Below are 13,625 nucleotides of genomic sequence, written 5' to 3' on the forward strand. Positions count from 1 at the left end.
GTGTAACTGTCGGACATCGGACACGAGGGAGGGAGACGACGGTGAAGTCGATACCGACGGTGGGAGCGATACGCAGGGCGGTGGCCGCGGGGCTGGTCGGGGGAGCGCTGGTGCTGACCAGCGCCTGCGGCGCCGGCGGCGGCGCGAGCGGGGACGGGGGCGGCGGGAACGCGGGGGCGGCCAAGGCGGAGCTGGGCGGGGCCGCGGGGGTCCCGTCGGCGCCGCCCACGGGCGCGCCCGCCACCAGCGCGGCCCCCAAGGTGTCGCAGGCCGTGGTGGACATCGAGCCGAGGGCCGGCGCGGTGGACGTCGCCCCGGACGGCGCGCTCAAGGTCGCGGTCTCCGGCGGCAGGCTGACCACCGTCAAGGTGAGCGACAAGGCGGGCGCCGAGGTGGCCGGCACCATCGCCGCCGACGGGTCGAGCTGGACCCCGTCCGCTCCGCTGGCGGTCGGCACCGCCTACCGGGTGAGCGCGCTGGCGGCGGACGCCGGCGGCCTGGTCGCCTCGGCGGACAGCAGCTTCACCACGCTCACGCCCGAGCGCGAGGCGAAGGCGAGCGACAACATCGAGGACGACGCCACCTACGGCGTCGGGATGATCGTCTCGGTCGCCTTCGACAAGGACGTGAAGAACAAGGACGCGGTGGCGCGCGGCATCACCTTCAGGACCAGCGACGGCACCGCGGTGAAGGGCCACTGGTTCGGCGACCGCCGGCTGGACTTCCGTCCCGAGAAGTACTGGAACCCGGGCACCAAGGTCACCGTCCAGTACCGGCTGAAGAGCGTGGAGATCGCCCCGGGCGTCTACGGGGGAGTCGACCGGGACGAGCCCTTCACTATCGGGCGATCCCAGATTTCGACGGTTGACGCCAAGACGCACCGGATGACGGTCGTCCAGGGCGGTCAGAGCTCGGTCGTCGAGATCACCTCCGGCTCGACGGAGCACCCGACCTGGAACGGCACCATGGTCGTCATGTCCAAGGAGGGCGTGGTGCGGATGCAGTCCAGCACCCTGCCCGGGATGACCGGCGATCCCTACGACCTCCAGGTCCCGCACTCCATGCGGCTCACCGACTCGGGCACCTACGTGCACGGCAACTACTGGAGCAACGCCTTCGGCGAGGACAACGTCAGCCATGGCTGCGTGGGCCTCAAGGACGTCAACGGCGGCGGCTCGGGCACCTCGGCCGGCAAGTTCTACGACGGCTCGCTGGTCGGGGACGTCGTCACCGTGCAGAACTCCAGCCGCGGCCAGGTCGCGCCGGACAACGGTCTCAGCGGCTGGAACCTCGACTGGAGCGCCTGGTAGCCGCAGCGCCCGCCCAATCGCGACCCGCGTGACCCGGACCTGCCCGAACGCGGGTTCGGGTTGCACGCGGCATATGCCGAAACACCCGTGATCGTTTGCTCATTGTCCGTACGCGGCCGCTTGCGTTCCGCAATGATGGGGCGCATGGCGGGTTGGGGCGAAACAGATCAGTCATCACTTCCGGGATCCAGCTTGGTCGCTGACGCGTCGTGGGCACCGTTCCAGGACGCCCTCGCGGCCCTGGAGCGGCTCAGCTCCGACGAGCTGGAGCAGTTGTACGTCGGGAAGCTGTGCGACCGGGAGGCGCCGCACGAGGTGCGGCTGCCGTCCCGGCCGGCGACCGGCCCGTTGGCGCGGCGGCTGGTGCTCGCGGCCCTGGAGAACTGGGACCTGCACCAGCACCTGGAGGTCGGTGAGTTACTCACCAGCGAGCTCGTCGCCAATGCGCTGCGGCATGCCGCCGGTCGGACCATCGGACTGCACGTGGCGCGCAAGCCGGGCTGGGTCCGGGTGGAGGTGCGGGACTCCTCGCGGGCGCTGCCGTGCATGATCCTGGCGGAGCCGCTGCCGGTCAACGAGCGCGGGCGCGGGCTCCAGGTGGTCGACGACCTGGCGGACCGCTGGGGCGCGGACCTGCTGCCGCGCGGCAAGGGCGTCTGGTTCGAGCTGAAGGTCCGCGACCGGGCGGTCTGAGCCGCCCGGTCCGGGGAGGGCCCCGGGCGGTCCGGAAGGTTCCGGGAAAACACGCGGGGCCCCCGAATTCACCGTGGTCCGGTGGCTGGGGGCCCCTGCAGGTCATCGCGCCGGCCAAGGGGGTGCGTGCCGCGCGATGGGCGTCGGCCGTGCCAGGTCGGGCCAGCCGAAGTCATCGTCGCCCAGGGCGCGCGCCAGTCGCTGGCGTCCGCCGTCGGACAACTCGACTATCGCACGGATCTCAGCATGTGGGCAAACCAGGTGGCTTCGATTTCAAGGTTTGTAACTTAGTTCACCTTGGGAATTTGCATAGGTTCACGTCGGCGCCTGAGATTATTCATGATCGACACTATTTTCCCTAGGCGATGCCCAGGCTCGCCCGGGCCTCCTCGTGGTGCTCGACGTACTCGACGATCGCGCCGCCGGGGTGGCGGGCGGTGAGGTTGCGGCCGGTGGGGACGGTGTTGGGGCCGTCGAGGATCTCGCCGCCGTGGGTGCCCAGGAGCGCGAGGATCTCGTCCAGGGACGTGACGATCGCGGTGGCGTGGGTGGCCCGAAAGGGGGCGAGGGCCTCCGGGGTGCCGGCGACGAGCAGGTGGGGGCCGACCGCCGCGAGTTCGAGGTCGAGGTAGGGGAAGCGCAACGAGGGCTGCTCGCCGGTGAGTTCGACGAATGTGGGCAGGGCGGCGTCGAGCTCGTCGACGTAGACGCGGGTGAAGGTCCGGAGGACGGGCATCGCGGGCTCCTTGATCATTTCGATTTTCCCGAAACGACGAATCGAGCCGCATACTACGGGGCGTAGGAGGAGCGGCGGAAGGGAGTGCCCGATGGAGATGGCCGCCGTTCTGCACGCCCTCGGCGATCCCGTCCGGCTGGAGCTGGTCCGCCGGATGGCCGCCGACGGCGAGTGCGCGTGCAGCCCCGAGGGCCTGGACGTGCCGCGCTCCACGCTCTCCAACCACTGGCGCATCCTGCGCGAGGCCGGCCTCACCGACACCCGCGCGGACGGCAAGGCCCGGATCATGTCCCTGCGGCGGGCGGAGACGGACGCGGCCTTCCCGGGCCTGCTCGCCGCCGTGCTCGGTCCGCGGCCCTTGACCTGAAGCCGACTTCAGCTCCTACGGTCCTCTTCAGACCGCCGGTGAACGGCCGGCGGCGCCCACTGAGGGGGATCCGTCATGACCGCCACCGACAGCGTCGTTCCCGACCGCTACCGCTACGCCGTCGTCCCGCACATCATGGTCGGCGACGCCGCCGCCGCGATCGACTTCTACGTGAAGGCCTTCGGGGCCCGCGAGGACTTCCGGCTCGACGCGCCCGGCGGCGGCATCCTGCACGCGGAGATCAGCATCGGGCAGTCCGTCCTGATGCTGGGTGACGCCGGCGATCGGGCCCCGTTCACCGCCCCGACCGCGCTCGGCGGCACCAGCGTCACCCTGCACGTCTTCGTCCCGGACGTCGACGCCCTCACCGAACGCGCCGGGGCCGCCGGCGCGGAGGTCCTCCAGCAGCCGACGGACATGTTCCACGGCGACCGCACCGCCGTCCTCAGGGATCCCTCGGGCCATGTGTGGGTCTTCCTGACCCACCTGGAGGACCCCTCGCCGGACGAGCTCCACCGCCGCCTGGCCGCCGGCTGACGGCCGCGGCGGCGGGCCGGCGCCGGGGTCAGCCGCGCGGCGGCGGCACGTTGTCGGCGTACTCGGGGGAGACGTTGCCCGGCGGGTTGTAGTCGCAGACGACGTAGGTCTCGTACCAGGTGTCGCCGCGGCCGTAGGCGCGGGCGCAGCCGAGGCGGGTGGAGGACTTCCAGACCACCTGGGTGAACAGGCCGGTGGCGGAGGAGTAGCCGGGGTGGCCGTAGTCGTAGTTCCCGGCCTGCGCGTACCAGGCGTCGACGGCCCGGCGGCAGCCGGCGCGGTCGGGGGTGCTGGAGGCGAACCAGGACTGGTTCTCGCCGTACGCGGGGTCGAGCCCGGCGTGGCCGCCGGAGAGGCGCTCGTACGTCGACAGCCGGGCGGCGCGGCTCTTCGCGTACTCCTGGACGGCGGGGTCCAGGGTCAGCGCCGGGACGCCGTGCCGGGCGCGGTACTCGTTGTGGGCGCGCAGGCAGTCGTCGGCGAAGGCCGCGTCGGTGGCGTCCGGCAGCGCGGCGCGGGCCGCGGCGGGGGTGGTGGCGGCCGCGCCGAGGACGGCGGCCAGCAGCAGGGCGGTGAGGGTGCGGACACCGGTTCGGGTGTGCTTCATCCGCGCTCCGGGGGCTCGTGGGGGTGGTGTTGCGGCCACGATGGCAGTCACCGCGGACCCCCGCCGCCTGGATGGGCGGTGGTTCACCCCTGCGAGCGAGCGCGTGACGTCCGGTGCGCTTCGGCGCGTGCGGGGAAGCGGTGAGAGCATCGACGCGGGACACCTGCCTCAGATAATCTGATTCCATGAGGCTGATGACCGCAACAGAGGCTTCCAGAAGCTTTGCCGCCGTTCTCGATTCGGCGGAGCACGGTGAGACGATCGTCGTGACCCGCGGCGGTCGGAGGATCGCCGTCATCGGGCCGGCCCCGTCCGGCAACGGGGCGGCCCTCAACGACGTGCTGCGGCGCTTCCGCCCGGACGACGACTTCGCCGCGGACGTCGAGTCCGCGCGTTCCCTGCTCGAAGACAAGGTGGCCGAGTGGCCCGTCGACTGATCCTCGACACCGGTGTACTGATCCAGGCGGAGCGGAGCGGCGGGGGGATCCTGTTCGATCCGGAGGACGATGTGGCCATCGCCGCCGTCACGGCGGCCGAGCTCCATCTGGGCGTAGAACTGGCGAGCGACTCGCGCCGGCTCGGGCGGCAGGGCTTCGTGGACGCGGTGCTCGCGGTCGTTCCGGTGGAGGACTACACGCCCGACACGGCCCGGATCCACGCGCGGCTGATGGCACACGTCCGCCGACAGGGCCGTCCTCGCGGCGCCCACGACCTGATCACCGCGGCCACGGCACTGGCAACCGCTCGGACGGTGGTGACCACCGACGCCTCGGCGGCCTTCGCCGACCTGCCCGGTGTGCGGGCGATCGTGACGGCGGGCTGAGTCCGGAGACGGCGGCGCCCCCGCCGGGATGGCGGGGGCGCCGTACCGGCCGGGTGCGGGATCAGCACTCGATGACGTTGACGGCGAGGCCGCCGCGCGAGGTCTCCTTGTACTTGATCTTCATGTCGGCGCCGGTCTCCTTCATGGTCTTGATCGCCTTGTCGAGGGAGACGTGGTGGCGGCCGTCGCCGCGCAGGGCCATCCGGGCGGCGGTGACGGCCTTGACCGACGCCATGCCGTTGCGCTCGATGCAGGGGATCTGGACCAGGCCGCCGACCGGGTCGCAGGTGAGGCCGAGGTTGTGCTCGATGCCGATCTCGGCGGCGTTCTCGACCTGCTCCGGGCTGCCGCCGAGGACCTCGGCGAGGCCGCCGGCGGCCATCGAGCAGGCCGAGCCGACCTCGCCCTGGCAGCCGACCTCGGCGCCGGAGATGGAGGCGTTCTCCTTGAAGAGCATGCCGATCGCGCCGGCGGCGAGCAGGAAGCGGACGATGCCGTCCTCGTCGGCGCCCGGGATGAAGTTCAGGTAGTAGTGCAGGACGGCGGGGATGATGCCGGCCGCGCCGTTGGTCGGGGCGGTGACCACCCGGCGGCCGGAGGCGTTCTCCTCGTTGACCGCCATCGCGTAGAGGGTCACCCACTCCATCGCGTTGGCCGGGCCGATGCCCTCGGCGCGCAGCGCGCGGGCGGCCGCGGCGGCGCGGCGGCGCACCTTGAGGCCGCCGGGGAGTATGCCCTCGCGGGACATGCCGGCCCGGACGCACTCCTGCATGACCCGCCAGATCTCCAGCAGTCCGGCGCGGATCTCCTCCTCGGTGCGCCAGGCCTTCTCGTTCTCCAGCATCAGACCGGAGATCGACAGGCCGGTCTCCCGGGTGAGCCGCAGCAGTTCCTCGCCGGTGCGGAAGGGGTACTTCAGCGCGGTGTCGTCGGGCTTGACCCGGTCCGCGCCGATCGCGTCCTCGTCGACGACGAAGCCGCCGCCGACCGAGTAGTAGGTCTTCTCCAGCACGGTGGAGCCGTCGGCCCGGAAGGCCCACAGCGTCATGCCGTTGGCGTGGTACGGCAGCGAGCGGCGCCGGTGCAGCACCAGCTGGGTGTCGGGGTCGAAGTCGATGGCGTGCACGCCGAGCAGGTGAATCCGCTTCTCCGCGGTGATCCGCTCGACGTCGCGGTCGGCCTGGTCGACGTCGACGGTGCGCGGGGAGGCGTTCTCCAGGCCCAGCAGCACCGCCTTCGGGGTGCCGTGGCCGTGGCCGGTGGCGCCCAGCGAGCCGTAAAGCTCGGCGCGGACGGCCGTCACCTCGGTCAGCAGGCCCTCCGACTTCAGGCGGCGGGCGAACATCCGGGCTGCGCGCATCGGCCCGACGGTGTGGGAGCTGGAGGGGCCGATGCCGATGGAGAAGAGGTCGAAGACGCTGATGGCCACGGAGGGACGTCCTTGTCTGGTCTCGTGGGTGGTGCCGGCAGGGAGGGGAGGACGGCGGTGGCGGGAGGGGTGGGTCGGGCGTGGGCGGGCGGCTGACACGGGTCGGGGCACCGCGCGCACTCTCCAGTGTGCGCGGTGCCCCGGAATCCCCGGTGTCCGGGCGGGGTGAGCCCGGTCACCGGCCGCCGAACGGCGGGACCTACAGGTTGGGGTAGAGCGGGTACTTCTCGGCCAGGGCGGTGACCCGGGCCTTGAGCGCCTCGGCGGTGCCCTCGTCGAAGGCCGGCTTCAGGGCCTCGGCGATGATGTCGGCGACCTCGCGGAAGTCCTCGGCCTGGAAGCCGCGGGTGGCGAGCGCCGGGGTGCCGATCCGCAGGCCGGAGGTGACCATCGGCGGGCGCGGGTCGTTCGGGATGGCGTTGCGGTTGACGGTGATGCCGACCTCGTGCAGACGGTCCTCGGCCTGCTGGCCGTCGAGCCGGCTGTTGCGCAGGTCGACCAGGACGAGGTGGACGTCGGTGCCGCCGGACAGCACCGAGACGCCGGCCTCGGTGACGTCGGTCTGCAGCAGGCGCTCGGCGAGGATCCGGGCGCCGTCCAGGGTGCGCTGCTGGCGCTCCTTGAACTCCTCCGAGGCGGCGACCTTGAAGGCGACGGCCTTGCCGGCGATGACGTGCTCCAGCGGGCCGCCCTGCTGGCCGGGGAAGACCGCGGAGTTGATCTTCTTGGCGTGCTCGGCCTTGGAGAGGATGACGCCGCCGCGCGGGCCGCCCAGGGTCTTGTGGGTGGTGGTGGTGACCACGTCCGCGAACGGCACCGGGTTGGGGTGCAGGCCCGCGGCGACCAGGCCGGCGAAGTGCGCCATGTCGACCATCAGCAGCGCGCCGACCTCGTCGGCGATCCGGCGGAACTCGGCGAAGTCGAGCTGGCGCGGGTAGGCGGACCAGCCGGCGATGATCAGCTGCGGGCGGTGCTCCTTGGCGAGGCGCTCGACCTCGGCCATGTCGACCTGGCTGGTCTTGTCGTCCACGTGGTACGGCACCACGTTGTAGAGCTTGCCGGAGAAGTTGATCTTCATGCCGTGGGTCAGGTGGCCGCCGTGGGCCAGGTTCAGACCCAGGATGGTGTCGCCCGGCTTGATCAGCGCGAACATCGCGGCGGCGTTGGCCTGCGCGCCGGAGTGCGGCTGGACGTTGGCGTGCTCGGCGCCGAACAGCGCCTTGATGCGGTCGATCGCGATCTGCTCGACCACGTCGACGTGCTCGCAGCCGCCGTAGTAGCGGCGGCCGGGGTAGCCCTCGGCGTACTTGTTGGTCAGCACCGAGCCCTGGGCCTCCATGACCGCCACCGGGGCGAAGTTCTCGGAGGCGATCATCTCCAGGGTGGTCTGCTGGCGGTGCAGCTCGGCGTCGACCGCGGCGGCGATCTCCGGGTCGAGGGCGTGCAGGGACTGGTTCAGAACCGTCATGGTGGGGTCTTCCCGGGAGGAGGCGGGGCAGAGGGGGGCCGGCAGCGGGGCGGCCGCGGTGCGACGGCCGCCCCGGCGGTGGCTCAGGCCGAGGGGTTGGTGAGCGCGGTGTACTCGTCGGCGGTCAGCAGCTTGCCGGTCGACTCGACGCGGACCTTGAACAGCCAGCCACCCTCGAACGGCTCGCTGTTGACCAGGCTGTTGTCGTCGGAGACGGCCTCGTTGACCTCGGTGACCTCACCGGTGACCGGCGAGAACAGGTCGCTGACCGACTTGGTCGACTCCAGCTCGCCACAGGTCTCGCCGGCGGTCACGGTGTCGCCGACCTCGGGGAGCTGCACGTACACGATGTCGCCGAGGGCGTCGGCGGCGTGCTTGGTGATGCCGATCGTGGCGACCTCACCGGCCTCGGAGGTGGTCAGCCACTCGTGCTCGTCGGTGTACTGCAGGTGCTGGGGGTTGCTCATGGCGTCATTCTCCAGGATGGGAAGCGGGTACGACGAAGCGGCCCGGCGCGCGGACCTGCCTCGCGTGGGAAACAGCGGGGAAACCGGTGGGGGAGGGGCGTCAGCGGGCGCGCTTGTAGAACGGCAGCGCCACGACCTGGACCGGCTCGTGCTTGCCGCGCACGTCCACCGCGACGGTGGTGCCGGGGGCGGCGTGGGCCGCGTCCACGTAGGCCATCGCGATCGGCTTCTCCAGCGTCGGGGAGGGCGCGCCGGAGGTGATCCGGCCGATCGGCTCGCCGTCGGTGGAGACCACGGTGTACTCGGCGCGCGGCACGCGCTTGCCCTCGGAGACCAGGCCGACCAGCACCCGTGGCGCCTTGGCCTCGGCCTCGGCGGCGGCCCGCTCCAGGGCCTTGCGACCGACGAAGGCGCCCTCGTTGGTGGTCTTGTCGAAGCGGACGACCCGGCCCAGGCCCGCGTCGAACGGGGTCAGGTCGGTGGACAGCTCGTGGCCGTACAGCGGCATGCCGGCCTCCAGGCGCAGCGTGTCGCGGCAGGACAGGCCGCAGGGGATCAGACCGCGCCCGGCGCCGGCCTCGGTCAGGGCCTGCCAGATGTGCTCGGCGTCGCCCGGGTTGCAGAAGATCTCGAAGCCGTCCTCGCCGGTGTAACCGGTGCGGGCGAGCAGCACGTCGCGGCCGGCCACCTGGGCCGGGAGGATCGCGTAGTACTTCAGGCCGGGCAGGTCGGCCTCGGTGGTGTCGGCCAGGATCGCGGTGGACTCCGGGCCCTGCACGGCGATCAGCGCGTAGGCGTCGCGGTCGTCGGAGACGACGGCGTTGTAGCCCTTGGCGCGGGCGATCAGCTCGTCCAGGACCAGCTGGGCGTTGGAGGCGTTGGCGACGACCAGGAAGGCGTCCTCACGCAGGCGGTAGACGATCAGGTCGTCCAGGATGCCGCCGTCCTCGGCACAGATCATGGTGTAGCGGGCGCGCAGCACGCCGAGTGCGGAGACGAAGCCGACCAGGGCGTGGTCCAGCATCTCGCCGGCCTGCGGGCCGGTGACGGTGATCTCGCCCATGTGGGAGAGGTCGAACAGACCGGCCTTGGTGCGGACGGCGAGGTGCTCCTCGCGCTCGCTGCCGTAGCGCAGCGGCATGTCCCAGCCGGCGAAGTCGGTCATGGTGGCGCCGAGGGCGCGGTGCAGCGCGTCGAGCGCGGTGAGGCGGAGGGACGACATGGCCAGGAACTCCTCGGTCGGGGCACTCAGGGGTGCGCGCGCCGGGACCGGCCCCGTCTCGGGGGCGGCGGACCCTGCGCGCGGGCATGCGGCGGCTGGGTCTCCCCATCTGTCGTCGTACCTGAGAGCTTCACCGTCCACTGCCCTGTAGGGGACAGCATGGCGGCTTGCACCGTGGGTGGGCGGACGGCAGGGCCGTACGCCGCTTTCCAGATGTGCCTAACCCGTGCGGTAGGGGTGCCTGAGAGATTCCGGGGAGGACTTGCTCCTTCGGCGCCGGCTGTGCCGCCTGGACGGGGGCACTCCGGACTCTCCCGCGCGGGTTCGAGCGGCCGGTATGGAGTTGGCGGGGCCTGGGTGGATGCCACCGCAGACGCGCACATCATGGCACGTCCGCCGGGACAAGGGGAGAGGGGGCTGCGTCACGTCGGGCCTGACGGCCCGGGGCGGGGTGCCGGAACGCTAGGCTGCGGGCATCGGCGAGCAGAGGACGGTACGGCGGCGCATGGGGTACCCGGTGGAGCAGCAGGGGTGGGGCGGGGCCGAGTCGGCGCCGCCGGGAGGCGCGTGGCCGGCCAACGAGCTGGAGCAGGTGCTCACCGCCGCGCTCGGCGACCCCGGTGCGACCCCCCGGGTGATCGAGGTGCTGGCGCGCAGCCAGGTGTGGATCCCGCTGCCGGCGGGCGGCGACCCGCAGGGGCGGTCGCTGGACCTGCCGACGATCGAACTGGCCGGCGACCCCTATGTCCCGGTGTTCTCCTCGCAGGAGGTGTTCGTCCAGCAGGCGCCCGGGATGGCGTTCGCGGTCGCGCCGGTGTGGGAGTTCGCCCGCGGTCTGCCGCTGGGCGTGGGAATCGCCGTCAACCCCGAGGCGGCGGTGGGCATCCCGGTGCCGCCGGAGGGCGTGGCGGAGCTGCGCCGCGGGCCGCGCGAGGACCGCTGGGCCGACGCCCCGGACGCCGTGCGGGCTCCGGACGGCGGCCGGGTGGCGCTGCGCGAGCCGGTGCCGGGGGAGGACCCGGAGGCGTTCCTGGCCGCCTGCCGCGCGGAACTCGCGGCGCTGCCGGGAGTGCTGACCGCCCGGCGGGCGCTGGCGAGCGTCGAGGGCGAACCGACCGTGATGTTCGTGGGCGTCCAGCTGGATCCGGGGGCCCCCGCCGACCCGGCTGCGGTGAACGAGGGATTGGGCCGCGCCCTGGGAACCGCACCGCTTCCCGGAGGCGTCCACCTCGTACTGCTCGACCTCGCGGACGATCCGGTGGTCGACTGGTTGGTGACCCGGGTCGCGCCGTTCTACGTGCGGGGCTGACCCGGCCCCGGCCGTCCGTCCGGCAGCCGTCGGACGGGGCGCGGGCGGGGAGGCGGTGCGGACCGTGGCACGTCGGCGTGGCGGCGGTCGGTGGCCGCCCCATAGGGTGCGTGCTGACGGCCGCCGGGCCGCCGGTGACGGACGAGGAACGAAGAAGCGCAGCGAGGTGGGCGCATGAGTGCGGGATCGGTAGCTGGCGGTGCACCGGGGCCCTGGGGCCAGGCGCCCACCGGACGCCCGGATCCGGGCGCGCTGGAGCGCGCTCTGCGCGAGGTGGCGCCGGAGCGCTACGAGGCCTACGAGACGATGCTGCACGCGCTCGCCGAGGGCCGGGTCTGGATGCTGCTCTGGCACGGCACGCCGGGCAGCGCGGACGCCCAGTACGGGAACATGGAGATCAGCGGCCACGGCTACGCGCCGGCCGTGACCTCGCCCGAGCAGCTGGCGGCGTCCGGCTGGGCGCGGGCGCACGAGGTGATCTCCGGCCGGGAGATCGCGGCCTCGCTGTACCGGACCCGGTGGGGCCTGTGGCTGAACCCGCACGCCCCGGGCGGCGGGGTGGGCGTGCCGTGGGCGGACCTGCGCCGGGTCGCCGCGGGCCTGGACCGGCTGCCGGCCGGTCCGCTGAAGCTGAGCGAGCCGCAGGTGCCGGCGCAGCAGTTCTTCGCGCTGCTGGAGCGCCAGGCGGTCGAGGTGCGCGCGGTGAAGGCGCTGCGCCGGGCCTGGGTGCGGCCGTCGGTGGGCGAACCGTACCTGGCGATCGGCCTGGACCTGTACGAGAGTTCGCCGCCCACGGTGGAGGCGGTGCGGGCGCTGATGCAGCGGGCGATCGCGGTCGCGCCGGAGGGACTGGCGGTCTCGACGGTCGCGATGGCGGACGAGTACGACCCGGTGGCGCTGTGGATGCGGGCCAACGCGCGCCCGTTCTACGACCGGGAGGCCGCCGGGCAGGGCCGGCCGGCGACGGGGCCGTACCCGCCGGTGCCGCCGCCGTACACCGCGCAGCAGGGGCCGGCCCAGGGGCACGGCTTCGGCTACGGCACGCATCCGCCGGCGCAGGGCTGGCCGGGGCAGCAGCCACCGCCGCAGCAGCCGTGGCCCGGCTACCCCGGTCGCTGACCCTCCTCCGCCCTTCCCGAACCGTCCCGGGCGCGCTCAACACCCGTCCCTGAGGCCGGCTTGACACGATGTCAGGCCGGTCTCGGTGCTTTTCCGGACGTTCCCGGTGAAGTGGGTGGCAGACATCTTGACATGGCTGTTACAGCTGTGTGAAGAGGGCTATGCCGAAGATCGGGGAGGTGCATGCGCACAGATCACAGTTGGGCATCTGTCGGTTGGCAGGGCTGGCGCAAGCCAGTTCGGATGGCAGAGAGTTCTGCAACAGCCCACAGCGCGTGGTTGGCGTCCCACAAAGGCGAACGCGCTGGCGGACCGCATGATCCACGTGACGCCCATCCCGCGTGGCCGCAGCACTGAGCACGTCGTACCGCTGGGGAAGCACCCCACCCGTACTCCCGTACCTCCGCACCTCCGCACGTCCGCACCCAAGCACGTCCGCACCAGCCGAGCCGCCGATCCCGGCGTCCGGCACCCGTGGGCCGGCCACCGTCGGCGAGGGGACCGAACTGACCATGACCGCACCCATCAAGACCGCCGGCAACGCACCGGAGGCAGACGCCGCCGCGAGCCCGGCCAAGAAGATCGAGGGCCGCTCGCTCGGCCGGATCGCCTGGACCCGCTTCAAGCGGGACAAGGCCGCCGTCGCCGGCGGTGTCGTGGTGATCCTGCTGATCCTGCTCGCCGTGCTCGCCAAGCCGATCGAGTCGATCTTCGGCCTGGACCCCGACGCCCTCAACCAGGACCTGCTGGACGCCGACCTCGGCGGCCTCCCGCTGGGCGACTGGGGCGGCATGAGCTGGGACCACCCGCTCGGCGTCGACCCGCTGCAGGGCCGTGACCTGCTGACCCGCGTGATCGAGGGCTCCTGGGTCTCCCTGCTGGTCGCCTTCGGGGCGACCGTGCTGTCCAACACCATCGGCACCGTGCTCGGCATCATGGCCGGCTACTACGGCGGCTGGGTGGACGCCGTGATCAGCCGAGTGATGGACGTCTTCCTCGCCTTCCCGCTGCTGCTCTTCGCCATCGCGATCTCCACCTCGCTGCAGGGCGGCGCGTTCGGTCTGCACGGCCTGCCGCTGCACATCGTGGTGCTGATCTTCGTGATCGGCTTCTTCAACTGGCCCTACATCGGGCGCATCGTGCGCGCACAGACCCTCTCGCTGCGCGAGCGCGAGTTCGTCCACGCGGCCCGCAGCCTGGGCGCCCGGGGCCCGTTCATCCTGTTCAAGGAGCTGCTGCCCAACCTGGTCGGCCAGATCCTGGTCTACGCGACCCTGTTGATCCCGACCAACATCCTCTTCGAGGCCGGTCTGAGCTTCCTCGGCGTCGGCATCCAGCCTCCGCAGGCCTCCTGGGGCGGGATGCTCCAGGACGCGATCCGGTACTACCAGGTGGACCCCCAGTACATGGTGGTCCCCGGTCTGGCGATCTTCATCACCGTGCTCGCCTTCAACCTGCTCGGCGACGGGCTGCGTGACGCCCTCGATCCCAAGAGCAACTGACCACACGTCAGGATCCCTCGTTCAGCCATCACTTCC

At 72.2% G+C, this 13,625-nt stretch carries 15 protein-coding genes and 1 riboswitch; of the genes, 9 read left to right on the plus strand and 6 right to left on the minus strand.

All coding sequences use genetic code 11. The annotated features are described in order from the left end of the window. Positions 1-41 precede the first annotated feature (41 nt). Positions 42-1,310 carry an Ig-like domain-containing protein gene (locus ACFVVU_RS24765; RefSeq protein ID WP_387792261.1) on the plus strand — a complete coding sequence of 423 codons (1,269 nt, stop codon included), beginning with the start codon at positions 42-44 and terminating at the stop codon, positions 1,308-1,310. A gap of 192 nt (positions 1,311-1,502) precedes the next feature. Further along, positions 1,503-2,003, plus strand: a complete 501-nt coding sequence (locus ACFVVU_RS24770) for an ATP-binding protein (protein ID WP_387792263.1) — start codon at positions 1,503-1,505, stop codon at positions 2,001-2,003. 358 nt (positions 2,004-2,361) lie between these two features. On the opposite strand, the gene ACFVVU_RS24775 is transcribed toward ACFVVU_RS24770, so the two are convergent. Then, complete coding sequence (locus ACFVVU_RS24775; RefSeq protein WP_387792265.1) at positions 2,362-2,739, minus strand: hypothetical protein; 378 nt, start codon at positions 2,737-2,739, stop codon at positions 2,362-2,364. Between the two features lie 91 nt (positions 2,740-2,830). On the opposite strand from ACFVVU_RS24775, the gene ACFVVU_RS24780 reads away from it, so the two are divergent. Both ACFVVU_RS24780 and ACFVVU_RS24785 read left to right on the plus strand, forming a co-directional pair. Beyond that, positions 2,831-3,106 carry an ArsR/SmtB family transcription factor gene (locus ACFVVU_RS24780; RefSeq protein WP_387792267.1) on the plus strand — a complete coding sequence of 92 codons (276 nt, stop codon included), beginning with the start codon at positions 2,831-2,833 and terminating at the stop codon, positions 3,104-3,106. 75 nt (positions 3,107-3,181) lie between these two features. Next, complete coding sequence (locus ACFVVU_RS24785; RefSeq protein WP_380683929.1) at positions 3,182-3,643, plus strand: VOC family protein; 462 nt, start codon at positions 3,182-3,184, stop codon at positions 3,641-3,643. 28 nt (positions 3,644-3,671) lie between these two features. Here the strand turns inward: ACFVVU_RS24785 and ACFVVU_RS24790 are convergent, their stop codons facing one another. Continuing rightward, complete coding sequence (locus ACFVVU_RS24790) at positions 3,672-4,250, minus strand: CAP family protein (protein ID WP_387792269.1); 579 nt, start codon at positions 4,248-4,250, stop codon at positions 3,672-3,674. Positions 4,251-4,435: 185 nt separating this feature from the next. Between ACFVVU_RS24790 and ACFVVU_RS24795 the strand changes: the two genes are divergently transcribed. Both ACFVVU_RS24795 and ACFVVU_RS24800 read left to right on the plus strand, forming a co-directional pair. After that, the gene (locus ACFVVU_RS24795) at positions 4,436-4,687 is read left to right on the plus strand and encodes a type II toxin-antitoxin system Phd/YefM family antitoxin (protein ID WP_380683927.1); all 252 of its coding nucleotides are present in this window, start codon (positions 4,436-4,438) and stop codon (positions 4,685-4,687) included. Beyond that, entirely contained in the window at positions 4,672-5,073 is a 402-nt protein-coding gene (locus tag ACFVVU_RS24800) for a PIN domain-containing protein (protein WP_387792271.1), read from the plus strand. Before ACFVVU_RS24795 ends, ACFVVU_RS24800 begins: the two co-directional genes overlap by 16 nt. 61 nt (positions 5,074-5,134) lie before the next feature. On the opposite strand, the gene ACFVVU_RS24805 is transcribed toward ACFVVU_RS24800, so the two are convergent. From ACFVVU_RS24805 to gcvT, 4 genes are all read right to left on the minus strand, one after another. Next, complete coding sequence (locus ACFVVU_RS24805; protein ID WP_380685246.1) at positions 5,135-6,502, minus strand: L-serine ammonia-lyase; 1,368 nt, start codon at positions 6,500-6,502, stop codon at positions 5,135-5,137. Between the two features lie 199 nt (positions 6,503-6,701). Then, positions 6,702-7,970 carry a serine hydroxymethyltransferase gene (gene glyA / locus ACFVVU_RS24810; RefSeq protein ID WP_387792273.1) on the minus strand — a complete coding sequence of 423 codons (1,269 nt, stop codon included), beginning with the start codon at positions 7,968-7,970 and terminating at the stop codon, positions 6,702-6,704. Between the two features lie 83 nt (positions 7,971-8,053). Next, complete coding sequence (gene gcvH / locus ACFVVU_RS24815) at positions 8,054-8,437, minus strand: glycine cleavage system protein GcvH (protein ID WP_380685241.1); 384 nt, start codon at positions 8,435-8,437, stop codon at positions 8,054-8,056. A gap of 100 nt (positions 8,438-8,537) precedes the next feature. Beyond that, complete coding sequence (gcvT, locus tag ACFVVU_RS24820) at positions 8,538-9,659, minus strand: glycine cleavage system aminomethyltransferase GcvT (protein ID WP_380685239.1); 1,122 nt, start codon at positions 9,657-9,659, stop codon at positions 8,538-8,540. A 219-nt stretch (positions 9,660-9,878) separates the two neighbouring features. Continuing rightward, positions 9,879-9,986, minus strand: a riboswitch (glycine riboswitch). Between the two features lie 178 nt (positions 9,987-10,164). Here gcvT and ACFVVU_RS24825 point away from each other — a divergent pair. The 3 genes from ACFVVU_RS24825 (at position 10,165) to ACFVVU_RS24835 (ending at position 13,589) form a co-directional block, all read left to right on the plus strand. Beyond that, positions 10,165-10,968 (plus strand): enhanced serine sensitivity protein SseB, encoded by an 804-nt coding sequence (locus ACFVVU_RS24825; protein ID WP_380685237.1) that lies wholly within the window; start codon positions 10,165-10,167, stop codon positions 10,966-10,968. A gap of 174 nt (positions 10,969-11,142) precedes the next feature. Then, entirely contained in the window at positions 11,143-12,087 is a 945-nt protein-coding gene (locus ACFVVU_RS24830) for an enhanced serine sensitivity protein SseB C-terminal domain-containing protein (RefSeq protein ID WP_387792276.1), read from the plus strand. 512 nt (positions 12,088-12,599) lie between these two features. Further along, complete coding sequence (locus ACFVVU_RS24835; RefSeq protein WP_380685233.1) at positions 12,600-13,589, plus strand: ABC transporter permease; 990 nt, start codon at positions 12,600-12,602, stop codon at positions 13,587-13,589. Positions 13,590-13,625 lie beyond the last annotated feature (36 nt).

This window comes from Kitasatospora sp. NPDC057965 (assembly GCF_042887135.1).
Classification (GTDB): domain Bacteria; phylum Actinomycetota; class Actinomycetes; order Streptomycetales; family Streptomycetaceae; genus Kitasatospora.